The organism is Streptomyces sp. NPDC006134 (assembly GCF_040628835.1).
Classification (GTDB): Bacteria; Actinomycetota; Actinomycetes; order Streptomycetales; family Streptomycetaceae; genus Streptomyces.
The window spans coordinates 70,781-81,458 of sequence record NZ_JBEXTV010000038.1; the positions used below are offsets into that span (position 1 = coordinate 70,781).

The window sequence follows — 10,678 nt, forward strand, 5'->3', positions numbered from 1 at the left end:
CGCCTCGCCTTTCCCCATAGCGGCGCCGCCTCTTGCCGGCTCCGGCAGTCAGGTGAAGATATCCGGAAAATCCGGCCTGGAGCCGGTGTCCGCGGCAGAGCGGGGACGCATCGGGCGCGGCTTTGGGCAGGTCTTTGCCGCGGCCCTGGCCCGGACGATACCGGGGCCGCCGCACGCCTCGGCCGCGAAGGCGCCGAACGCCTCGGCGAAGGCGGCCGGGGCGCGGAACTCCACGCCGAACGCCCGGCCGTCCGGCAGGGGGACCCACACCACCCGGTCGAACCGGGCCCATTCCAGCACCGGCTGGTCGTCCGCGGTCGACCGTCCCTCCAGCCACAGCCGCGCCACGTGCAGCGGGTTCACCTTCTCCATCGGCAACCGCTTGCGTCGCACCCGCAGTTCACGCGTCGCCGGCTCGACGCGCTGGTCCTACTTCGGGTACGGGAACCGCTGACGCACTTCACGAGGACGGCCACACGCGCGGCCCGGGCATCAGGCTTCGGTGACCGTCGTGGTCACGGGTGTGCCGAGCTCGACGGTTCTGCTCACGGTGCAGAGACGGTCGTGGGATGCCTTCACCGCGCGGGGCAGGATCGCGCGGGCGCGTTCCGCTCCCTCGTCGTCCGGGAAAGCCACGGTGAAGGTGACCTCGAGGTTCGTCATGCGGTTGCCCAGGTCGTCGCTGATCTTGTCCCCGGTGACCGTCACGGAGAACCGGGTGGGCTCCGCGTGACGGCCAGTGGCGATGTCGACGTCCACGGCCGAGCAGCCGCCGATCGCGGCCAGGAACAACTCGACCGGGGTGAACCCGGTGTTCTGACCGCTGTCCGAGGACGTACCGAAACTGATCGATCCGCCGCGGGTGTTGGTCGCCAGGAACCGGCCGCTGCTGGTGCGTTCGACGACGACGGAACGCTCCGAATGTTCGCTCATCTCATCGACATTAGTCGCATCCGTGCACGAGGCCACCGCACTGAGCCTCCGCCGGCTTGAAGCCACAGGTCAAAGGGCTGGTGTGATCCGTTCTCAGGGTGCTCACGCTGGTCGTGGGCGGTTGTCATGGGTGTAGATCCAGACCCCGTCACCAGCGTCAGGGCGCTGGTCGCCGGGTCGGCGCTCGCCACCCCGATGCCGTGGCCGGCGTCGCCACCGGTGTAGGCGCCCAGACAGACGCGTAATCCGCCATCGGCTCCGGGACAGGAGACGGCCCGCTGTGCCTGCCGGACAAGCGCGAGTCCTCCGGCGACCGCGCCGAGCAGGGGCAGGACGGCGCGCCGGGCGGGGTGGTGCTGCCGTTCGGCCATCGTTCCTCAGCCGTCTCGGGCGCCCCGGCGCACTATCGGCAATCGTCTGGCGCGGGGGCAGCAGTTGCCGTAGGGTGCCGGACGGCCTTTATGGGAGCGCTCCCATAAAGGTCCACGCAATCCTTCCGACCTCACCCGATGGAGAACTTCCCATGCGCTCTCCCCTCCCCTCCGTCCGGCGGCTGCCCCGGCTGCTCGCCGCCGTCGCCCTGGCCGGCGTCACGGTGGTGGCCGCCACCGGCGGCGCTCCGGCCCACGACCGCCACGGCGGCCGCCCGGACGGCGGCTGCGCCCCCGACCCGGCGTTACTGTTCTGCGAGGACTTCGAGGACCTGCCGCGCGGCGCGGGCACCAGCCTGGACTGGGGCGTGGACACCCAAAACGGCGCGCTGTCCGTCGAACGAGAGCGGGGCCGCGGACACGGCGGGAAGCGCGGCGCGGACCAGGTGCTCCGGGTGCGTACCGAGGGCAACGGATACGCGTTCCTGGAGGTCGACGAGTTCTCCGCCCCGGACAACAGCTTCTTCGGCCGGATGCGGGTGAAGGTCGACGCCTTCCCCACCGCTCCGGACTGGGCCCACTTCACCCTGGTGGAAGCCACCGGCCGGGGCGACGGCAGCGTGGTCCGGCCGATCGGCGGCCAGTACGTGCCAACCGTCGGCGACGGGGTGCAGCTGTGGGGCATCGGCTCCGACGGCGGCCCCACGGGCGACTGGACCGACTGGCGCGAGTCCGCCCCGGCCGAATCGGGGAAGTGGACGTGCCTGGAGTGGGAGATGGACGCCTCGGACAACCGCGTGGCGGTGTGGATCGACGGCGAGCCCCAGCCCGACATGACGGTCACCACCACCCGGCACGGCGGCAATCCGGTGGACTTCGTCTTCCCCGCCTTCGACACCGTCCGCATCGGCTGGCAGCTCTACCAAGGCGATCCCACCCCGGACTCCTACGACCTGCACCTGGACGACCTGGCGCTGTCCACGGAGCGCGTCGGCTGCGGCCGCTGACCGGCGCCACGAGCCGACGTCCGCTCAGGGCGCCGGCCGGCGGAGGCCGGCGGCGGGCCGGGCAGTGGCGGCCAGTATCACGGCGGCCGCCACCGCCATCGCCCGGCCCGGCTGGGTCCGCCGCGCCGTGCGCTGTCAGCGGCGCGCCAAGCACGGCGATGCCCATGGCCGTTCCCGGCCGGCGGGCGGAGCGCACCACGGCGGAGGCTACGCCGCTCTGCTCGCGCCGGGCGAGCTCCAGCACCGCCGCCACCGCCGGTGCGATCACCCGGCCCTGGCCGAAACCGAAGACGACGAGCGCAGCGGCGATGTACGCGTACCCGGCGCCGGCGTCCAGGGCCACCATTCGGGCTCGGCAGCGTCGAGCCGGGCCCCGACCTCCCCGTCGAGCCGGACGAGTGGGGGCTGCATGTCCCGGACAACCGGGACGTGTACCGGCCGATGAGCGAGCGCTACGGGCTGAGCCTTCCCCGCAAAACGATCGCCGACAAGGAGCTGGCCGAGGTGTTCACCTCCCCGCGTGTGTACGCCAACGGCGAGCCGAACACCAGGTACGGCAACATCCGCCTGCCCTGACTTCAGGCTGTGTCCTGTCCTGGGGGCCGATGCCGATGAGCTTGGCCACCGTGATGTCGTCCGGTGCGCGCCGTCCGGGAACCCGGCCGGCCAGGACGTCGCCGATCTCGCCGTCGAACGGTCCTCCGCAACCTCTCCGCGGGCGACGGGGCGTGGACGTCCCCGTAGCGGAGGGTGAGGTCCCGGCTGTCGACGATGACCCGGGTGGCGCGGCGCAGGCAGGCGCCGTCGAGTTCGCGCTTGGCCGGGTCGTCGGCGCCGGGGGCGGTCATGTGCCGGCCGGGGCGGAGCCCGGAGCCGGACAGGACGGGGGCGGGGGTCGGCCGCCGCGGTGACGACGATGTCGCGATGGCGCACGGCCCGCTCCGGATCGGCGGCCGCGTCGACGTCGACGTGCGGGAGTTCCCGGCCGAGACGGCCGGCGAGGACTGCCCGACGAGATGAAGGACCTGGAGATCGCGGCGACCGTACGCCATGGGGTACGGCTCTTCCTGCGCAGCGTCGTGGAGCGGTCCCGCCCGGCGGACCGGAGGGACGCGGCGGGGAGGGCCGGGAAGGGCGGTATGCGGCTCTTCCGGGAACGGGCCGCCCAGCGCGCCGAGGAGGGCATGCCGCTCCACCTGCTGCTGCGCAGCCACGCCCTCGGCATGTACGTGCTCTGGCAGGGGCTGCGGGAGTCGGCCGCGCCCGGTGAGGAGGCCGCCCTCGGCGAACTCGCCGACCTGTTGCCCGGGTCCCACCACGGCATCGTCGGCGCGGTCGCCGAGACCTGCCTCGACGAGCGCTCCGCCATCGACGCCGAACGGCGTGCCCACCGCCGCTCACTGGTCCGCGGACTGCTCGACGGCACCCTGCCGCCGGGCCACGTACTGCTCGAACAGCTCGGCCTCGACGGCCCCTGCCTCGTCCTCGCCGTCGGCACCGCGACCGGTCCCGTCCCCGCCGCGACGGCACCGTCGGGAGAGGAGGGCGCCGTCGCCGTGCGACGCCGGCTGCGCCGCATCCAGACCGCGCTCGACCACGCCTTCGGGGTGGAGGTGCCCTCCCTCCTCGACGCCGGGTGCGACGGCGGCCGGGCGATCGTGCCCGAGGCCGCCGAACCCCCCGATCCGCCTTCGCGCCGCCACCGGGTACATGGTCCTTTCTCCACGGCTGCTGCGGGGAAAGAGGTGCCGGCGCGTGAGACCGGCTTGCCCGTCGGCGGCGATCTGCGAAAACGAGTTGTATCCGGTTCGCCTGGCTCCCGCCCCCGGTCACACACGTGCGCGTACTCGTCTTCGCCCTTCCACCGCCAACCGGTCAGGCCCGGGTCGACGACCAAGCCCACGGTGGGACCGAGGGTGCCGAACCCGTTCGTGGTACGGCGGGTGGGGTGCTCGAAGTCGACGTACCAGTTCCGCAGGCCGGTGCTCGTGCGGAAGGCGTTGGCGTTGCGCAGGCCGCCGGCGGCTTCCGCAGCAGCAGCTCGGTCTCCTGCCACACCGCGTCCGCGACCTCCCGCACGCCGGTCGTCATCGGTACGGGCCCTGACCTGAAGATCCGGCCGGCGGGTCTCGGCCCCTGGCGTGCGGGCGGCCTGGGAAAGCCCTCGTTCAGACGTCGTGTGGCGGCGGGCCGTTCGGGCGAGGGGGACAGAGCGAGGACCACCGTGCCGCAGCCGGTGATGAGCCACCAACCGGGCTGGCCGGCGCAGGCGAAAGCAGCGGTGGCGTGGGCGGGCCCGGTGAGGGAGGCGCCGATCGCGGCGACGCCCAGGGCACTGCCGATCTGCCGCGTGGTCGTGGTGACGGCGGCGGCGACGTCCGCCTGGGCCTCGGGCATGCTCTCCACCACGGTCTGGTTGACGGGTGCGTTGAGCAGCCCGAAGCCCGCCCGGAACAGCACGAAGCAGCAGAGCAGCACGGCTGGCCGGCGGATTCCGGCGAGCGCGGGCAGGCCCAGGGCGGCCAGGACGGCCGGGGAGGTCCACCCGCCCACCGGCCCTTCGATCACGCCGAAGGTCACGGCGGCGAGAGCCGTGGCCATCAAGGATCTGCCCGACCGTGTCGGCGCGGCGGGGGTGCGGTGAGCGGGATTCGGGCACCTGCGGAGTCAGGGCCGGCGCGAACGCCCCGACGGGCAGGTCGAGCAAGAAGATCCAGCGCCATCCGGCGGCGTCGGCGGCAAGCCCGCCGACGAGGGGACCGGCCGCCGGTGTGATCCCCTGCACCGAGCTCCACAGCCCGATCGCCCGCGCCCGGGCACGGCGTTCGGTGAAGACCTGGGTGATGATCGCCAGGGCCACCGGTGCCGGCATCGGCCCACCGACGGCCTGAACCGCCCGGAAGGCGATGAGCCGGCCCAGGTCCGGGGCCGGGGAGCAGCCCGGTGAGGCGGCCGTGGACCCGTGAACAGGGTGAGGCCGCTCCGGAGGACGCGGCGCCGTCCGGCACGGTCGCCCATGGCTCCTGCCGCGAGCAGCAGTGAGGCCAGGACGATCAGGTAGGCGTCGATCGTCCACTGCAGCCCTGCGGCGGAGGCGCCGAGGTCGCGTCGGATGCCGGGCAGGGCGACGTTGAGGGCGGTGTGGTCGGGGCTGACGAGGAACAGGCTCGAACAGCACACAGCGAGCACCGGTGACCGGCTCCGGTGTGATGGTCCGAGCACGGCGATACCTCGGGTCTTCGGGGAGTGTCGGCGGCCGGGCCGCGGCGGCGGGCCGCCGTCGGGGCCGGTTACCCGGACGGCGGGCGCAGAAGGAGCGGGCGGGGTTCAGGACGTGGCCACGGCGTCGTCGACGGTCTCGGCCGTGCCGGTCGTGATGTCGAAGACCCAGCCGTGCAGGGCGAGCGCGCCCTCGGCCAGGGCGCGGGTCACCGAGGGGCGGGTCGCCGGATTCTGCGCCTGGGCGGCGACGTTCGCCCGCACCAGGGTGGTCACCCCGGCAGGGCCGGCCGCGGCGGGGACGGCGGCGGCCCGGGCGCGGGCGGCGTCCGCGTGGCGCAGCCAGTCGGCGATGACCGGCGCGGCACCGAGGTCGTGTCCTTCGGCGAGGGCGGTCATCGCCCCGCAGGCGGTGTGACCGCACACGACGATGTCACTCACTCCCAGCACGGCGACGGCGTACTCGATGCTCGCGACCACGCCGTCCGCTCCGGGCACGTACGCGGGTACGAGGTTGCCCGCCGTGCGGATCACGAACAGCTCACCCGGTTCGCTCTGGGTGATCGGCTCCGGTACGACGCGGGCGTCGGAGCAGCCGATGAACAGCGTCCCCGGCCGGTGTTCGGTGGCGAGACGCGAGAACGACTGCGCCTTGGCCGGGTAGACGTCCTTCCGGAACTGCGTGTAACCGTCATGCAGTTCGTGCATGATCACTCCTTTCGCGGGGGTGGTGCCCGCTTCGCGGGCGATGCCGCTCCCGGCCGGCCGTGGGTGCGGGAGCCGGCCGGCGGCCTCAGGCGGTCGGGGCGCCCGCGACCCGCCGGTCGCCGCCGTTGCGCCGTTGCCAGAGCCGGTCGCCGACGGGGAGGGTGAGGGTGCCGTCGAGGAGGGCGGCGGTGAGGTCGGCTTTGACGGCGGGCGGGAAGTCGTCGCTGCCCAGGAGGCGGAGGGTGACGTCGGCGACTCCGAGTTTCCAGTACGGGATGCTCGGCCGGTCGGCCGAGGAGCAGGAGGAGCTGAGGGTGCCGCCGGTGGCGATCAGGTGGGCGTCGAGGCCGATGTGGCCGGCGAAGGCGACTTCGGCGATGCGGTGGACGCCGTCGGGGGCGATGGCGCGGACCCGCTCGGCCAGGTGTGGGTCGTCGGCGAGGCAGACGTGCCGGGTGCCATGGGAACGGACGGTGTCGAACCTTGATACTGCCGGCCGGTCGCGGTGAGGCCCGGTCCGCCGGAAGCCCGCTCCTGGTGGTGACCTGAGGCTCGAGAAGTTCGCCGCAGCAGTGGTGCGTCGGCTGCGACGTCTCGGTGATTGCCGAGGCCCCGGGGACGGCGCGGCTTGCTCCGTCCCGGAACGCGGTGCGATTCGCCCCGCAGCGGCGCTGTTCGAGACTGCGCGCTTCCCCGCAGCTCAGGTCGCCCCGGCGGGGAGAACGAGCCTTCCGTCGTGGACCTCGGCGATCTGGTCGACGGCGGTGAGGTGGGCGCGGTCGTGGGTGACCAGGACGGTGGCGGTGGCCTGCTGGTGGGTGAGTCGGGCGATCAGGTCGACGACGGCGGCGCCGCGTTCCTGGTCCAGGGCGCTGGTGGGTTCGTCGACCAGGAGGACGGTGGGGTCGTTCATCAGGGCGCGGGCGATGTTGACGCGCTGGCGCTGGCCGCCGGAGAGCTGGTGGGGGCGGCGGCCGGCCTGGTCGGCGAGGCCGACGGCGTCGAGGAGTTCCATCGCGCGGGTGCGGGCGGTGCGGGGTTTGCGGCCGTCGATCTCTGCCATGACCTGGAGTTGTTCGGCGGCGGTGAGGGAGGGCAACAGGTTGGGCTGCTGGAAGACGATGCCGATCTTGTAACGGCGCAGTTCCGTCAGTTCGCCGCGGGTGAGGCCGGCGGTGCTCCGGCCGCCGATGGTGACGGTGCCGGTGTCGGGGGTGATCAGGGTGGCGGCGACCGCGAGGAGGCTGGACTTGCCGGAGCCGGAGGGGCCCACCACGGCGGTCAGGCTGCCCGGGGGAACCTCCAGGCTGACCTGGTCGAGAGCGGTCAGGCGGGTGTCGCCGTCGGGGTAGGTGAGGGTGATGTCGGTCAGGTTCAGGCTCATCGGACGCTCCCCAGGGCGGTCAGCGGATCGACGGAGGTGATACGGCGGATGGACAGGACGGCGCCGAGCACGCCGAGGAGGATGATCACGAGGGCCGGGATCAGGACGGTGGCAGGGGTGAGGAGGAACGGCACGGCGGAGCCGGACACGAGTGCGCCGACGGCGGCGGCGATGCCGGTGCCGATCAGGGTGCCGCCGGCGAGCAGGACGACGGCCTGGCCGAGGGCGTCCTTGAGCAGATGGGCGGTGGAAGCGCCCAGCGCTTTGAGGACGGCGATGTCACCGCTGCGATGGATGGTCCAGACGGCGAAGAAGGCGCCGATGACGAGGGCGGAGATGACGAACAGGAAGCCGCGCATCAGCTGCAGGGAACCGTTCTCGGCAGTGTAGGAGCCGATCGCGGACAGTGAGTCGCCGGTGGAGACCGTCCTGGTGCCGGCCTGGTGGTCGGCAGCGGCCACATCGGCCTTGGAGGTGGTGTTCAGAGCGATGACGGTCGCGGTCGGGCCGTCGTCGTTGCCGGTGGGTGGCGCGGTCTTCTGCCAGGTGTCCAGACTGGCCCAGATCACCGGGGTGTGGCTGAAGTGGGCGTCACCCCGGACGGCGGCCACCTTCAGTTGCCGGCCTGCCAGGGTCAGGGAGTCGCCGGCCTCGACGCCGAGGTCGCCGGCGGCCGTGGTGGACAGCACCACCGCACTGCCAGTGATCTTGTCGCTGTCCGGGGCGATGCGGGAGCCGGGCTCGACACCGAAGACCGAAACCCCGGTGCTCTTGTCTCCCGCGGTGGCCTTGGTCGTGGTGATCCCCAGCGGCTCGGCGCTTTCGACACCGGGCGCCTTCGACCACTTCTTCCACTGCTGTTCGGTGACGGTGGAATCGGCATAGGACAGGACCTGCCCGCCGCTGGGAGCCTGGAAGGCGATCTTGTCGGCGGGCAACGACATGATCGCGGAAATGTTCTGCCGGCCCAGTCCGGCCGTCAGCCCGGACAGCAGCCCGACCAGCAGGGTGATCAGCACGATGACACTCCCCATCAGGGCGAAACGCCCCTTGGCGAACTTCAGGTCCCTCCAGGCGACAAACACGGCCCTGGCCTGTCCTTTCCGGCGGTGGAAGCGGTACGGCCCCACCGTCGCCGTCGGCACCCTGTGCGCGCGACTGGCGCAGGACGGCACTTCGCGGGCCGGAAGACGGCACCCGGGTTGTAACTTTCGATGGAAGCCCCAGGGCGCCGGCCTCCGTAACCTGGGACGCACTGTGAACACCGCTGCCCCTGCCCTGACCCCGACCACCCGGGCCCTGGCCTGGTGCCTGCACCTGCTGGTCGTCGGCCTGCTCGCCCTGGCCGCCGGCCGGGCCGTGACCGACGGCCGGCCCCACACCGGATGGATCGTCGCCGCGTCGGCAGCGTGCGGTCTGGTGTACACGGCCGGGCCCACGCTGCCGCACGTACGCCGCTCACGGCGGGCCGCCGCGTCGTGGTCGGCCGCCGTGGGTGCCTGCTGGCTGCTGTTGCTGGCCCTGTCCCCCGACGCCGTGTGGGTGGCCTTCCCGCTGTACTTCCTCCAGCTGCACCTGCTGCCCCGCCGTGCCGGACTGGTCGCCGTGGCCGCCACCGCCACCGCGGCCATCGCCGGCTTCGCCGCCCACCAGCCCTCCTTCAGCCCCGCCATGGCCATCGGCCCCGCCCTCGGCGCCGCCGTCGCCGTCGCCGTGGTGTGGGGGTACCAGGCCCTGTACCGGGAGAGCGAACACCGCCGCAGACTGATCGAGGAGCTCACCACCACCCGAGCCGACCTGGCCGCCGCCCAGCACACCGCCGGCGTGCTCGCCGAACGCGACCGCCTGGCCCGCGAGATCCACGACACCCTCGCCCAGGGATTCTCCAGCATCCAGCTGCTGCTGCGCGCCGCCGAACGCACACTGCCACAGGCCCCGGAGAACGCGGCCCGCTTCGTCGACCAGGCCCGGCAGGCCGCCGCCGACAACCTCGCCGAGGCCCGCCGCTTCGTCGCCGCCCTCACCCCGCCCACGCTGGAGGGCACCACCCTGGCCGGCGCCCTGGAACGCCTGTGCGCCACCACCTCCGCCCGGCACCCGCTCACCGCACGCTTCCGCCTCACCGGCGATCCCGCCCCGCTCACCACCGCACACGAGGTCGCACTGCTGCGCATCGCCCAGTCCGCCCTGGCCAACACCGTCCGCCACGCCGAAGCCACCACCGCCGACGTCACTCTCAGCTACCCCGGCGACCGCGTCACCCTCGACATCGTGGACGACGGACGCGGCTTCGCCCCCGCCCGCCTGCCCGCCCCCGACCCCGAGACCGGCGGCTTCGGGCTGACCGCCATGCGCGCCCGCGCCCAGGCCCTCGGCGGCACCCTCACCATCGAATCCACCCCCGGCCACGGCACCGCCCTGACCGCCCAGCTGCCCCTCACCCCGCCAGCCGACACCGAGCCCGAGGCCCGCCCGTGACCGACGACGCCCCCATCCGCCTCCTGCTGGCCGACGACCACCCCGTCGTACGGGCCGGGCTGCGCGCCGTACTGGAAACCGAGCCCGGCCTCCTCGTCGTGGCCGAAGCCGCCACCGCCGAGGCCGCCGTCGCCCGCGCCGCCGAAGACGACATCGACGTCGTGCTGATGGACCTGCAATTCGGCAAAGGCATGGGCGGTGCCGAAGCCACCGCCCAGATCACCGCCCGGCCCGGTGCCCCCCGCGTGCTGATCGTCACCACCTACGACTCCGACGCCGACACGCTGCCCGCCATCGAGGCCGGAGCCACCGGCTACCTCCTCAAGGACGCCCCGCCCGAGGACCTGGCCGCCGCCGTACGCACCGCAGCCGCCGGACGCACCACGCTCGCGCCCGCGGTCGCCGACCGGCTGATGAACCGGCTGCGCACCCCCGGCACCGCCCTGACCCGGCGCGAGACCGAAGTCCTCACCCTGGTGGGGGGGCGGCCGGGGCCAAACCCCCGGCGGGGGCCCCCCCCCCCCCCCCCAAACCCCCAAAAAAAACCACAAGCCCCCCCAAAACACCAAAAAAGCGGG

13 protein-coding genes and 2 pseudogenes are annotated in these 10,678 nt (G+C 73.2%); 7 read left to right on the plus strand and 8 right to left on the minus strand.

Annotated elements, in window-relative coordinates:
* Positions 1 to 48: 48 nt before the first annotated feature.
* Complete coding sequence (locus ABZ340_RS23880; protein ID WP_358783843.1) at positions 49 to 372, minus strand: hypothetical protein; 324 nt, start codon at positions 370 to 372, stop codon at positions 49 to 51.
* A gap of 120 nt (positions 373 to 492) precedes the next feature.
* Complete coding sequence (locus ABZ340_RS23885) at positions 493 to 933, minus strand: OsmC family protein (protein WP_358783844.1); 441 nt, start codon at positions 931 to 933, stop codon at positions 493 to 495.
* 523 nt (positions 934 to 1,456) lie between these two features.
* Between ABZ340_RS23885 and ABZ340_RS23890 the strand changes: the two genes are divergently transcribed.
* Positions 1,457 to 2,311 (plus strand): hypothetical protein, encoded by an 855-nt coding sequence (locus ABZ340_RS23890; RefSeq protein ID WP_358783845.1) that lies wholly within the window; start codon positions 1,457 to 1,459, stop codon positions 2,309 to 2,311.
* Between the two features lie 441 nt (positions 2,312 to 2,752).
* Positions 2,753 to 2,887 (plus strand): hypothetical protein, encoded by a 135-nt coding sequence (locus ABZ340_RS23895; protein ID WP_358783846.1) that lies wholly within the window; start codon positions 2,753 to 2,755, stop codon positions 2,885 to 2,887.
* A 2-nt stretch (positions 2,888 to 2,889) separates the two neighbouring features.
* Here the strand turns inward: ABZ340_RS23895 and ABZ340_RS23900 are convergent, their stop codons facing one another.
* Complete coding sequence (locus ABZ340_RS23900) at positions 2,890 to 3,258, minus strand: hypothetical protein (RefSeq protein ID WP_358783857.1); 369 nt, start codon at positions 3,256 to 3,258, stop codon at positions 2,890 to 2,892.
* Between the two features lie 69 nt (positions 3,259 to 3,327).
* Between ABZ340_RS23900 and ABZ340_RS23905 the strand changes: the two genes are divergently transcribed.
* Positions 3,328 to 4,422 (plus strand): hypothetical protein, encoded by a 1,095-nt coding sequence (locus tag ABZ340_RS23905; protein WP_358783847.1) that lies wholly within the window; start codon positions 3,328 to 3,330, stop codon positions 4,420 to 4,422.
* A 113-nt stretch (positions 4,423 to 4,535) separates the two neighbouring features.
* Entirely contained in the window at positions 4,536 to 4,955 is a 420-nt protein-coding gene (locus tag ABZ340_RS23910; RefSeq protein WP_358783848.1) for a hypothetical protein, read from the plus strand.
* Positions 4,956 to 4,994: 39 nt separating this feature from the next.
* Here ABZ340_RS23910 and ABZ340_RS23915 read toward each other — a convergent pair.
* The 3 genes and pseudogenes from ABZ340_RS23915 to ABZ340_RS23925 form a co-directional block, all read right to left on the minus strand.
* Positions 4,995 to 5,183: pseudogene (locus tag ABZ340_RS23915) on the minus strand (MFS transporter); the annotation flags it as partial.
* A 101-nt stretch (positions 5,184 to 5,284) separates the two neighbouring features.
* A pseudogene (locus tag ABZ340_RS23920) lies at positions 5,285 to 5,533 on the minus strand (MFS transporter); the annotation flags it as partial.
* 105 nt (positions 5,534 to 5,638) lie between these two features.
* Positions 5,639 to 6,238: a carbonic anhydrase gene (locus ABZ340_RS23925; protein ID WP_358783849.1), complete on the minus strand. Its 600-nt coding sequence runs from the start codon at positions 6,236 to 6,238 to the stop codon at positions 5,639 to 5,641.
* Between ABZ340_RS23925 and ABZ340_RS23930 the strand changes: the two genes are divergently transcribed.
* On the plus strand, positions 6,237 to 6,725 hold the full coding sequence (locus ABZ340_RS23930; RefSeq protein WP_358783850.1) for a hypothetical protein: 489 nt from the start codon (positions 6,237 to 6,239) through the stop codon (positions 6,723 to 6,725). The two genes, ABZ340_RS23925 and ABZ340_RS23930, sit on opposite strands and share 2 nt — an antisense overlap.
* Before the next feature lie 213 nt (positions 6,726 to 6,938).
* On the opposite strand, the gene ABZ340_RS23935 is transcribed toward ABZ340_RS23930, so the two are convergent.
* Positions 6,939 to 7,622: an ABC transporter ATP-binding protein gene (locus ABZ340_RS23935; RefSeq protein ID WP_358783851.1), complete on the minus strand. Its 684-nt coding sequence runs from the start codon at positions 7,620 to 7,622 to the stop codon at positions 6,939 to 6,941.
* Complete coding sequence (locus ABZ340_RS23940; protein WP_358783852.1) at positions 7,619 to 8,707, minus strand: FtsX-like permease family protein; 1,089 nt, start codon at positions 8,705 to 8,707, stop codon at positions 7,619 to 7,621. Before ABZ340_RS23940 ends, ABZ340_RS23935 begins: the two co-directional genes overlap by 4 nt.
* Before the next feature lie 172 nt (positions 8,708 to 8,879).
* Here ABZ340_RS23940 and ABZ340_RS23945 point away from each other — a divergent pair, with 172 nt between their 5' ends.
* Positions 8,880 to 10,100, plus strand: a complete 1,221-nt coding sequence (locus ABZ340_RS23945; protein WP_358783853.1) for a sensor histidine kinase — start codon at positions 8,880 to 8,882, stop codon at positions 10,098 to 10,100.
* On the plus strand, positions 10,097 to 10,678 hold a 582-nt coding region (locus tag ABZ340_RS23950; protein WP_358783854.1), incomplete at its 3' end, for a response regulator transcription factor. The genes ABZ340_RS23945 and ABZ340_RS23950, both read left to right, overlap by 4 nt.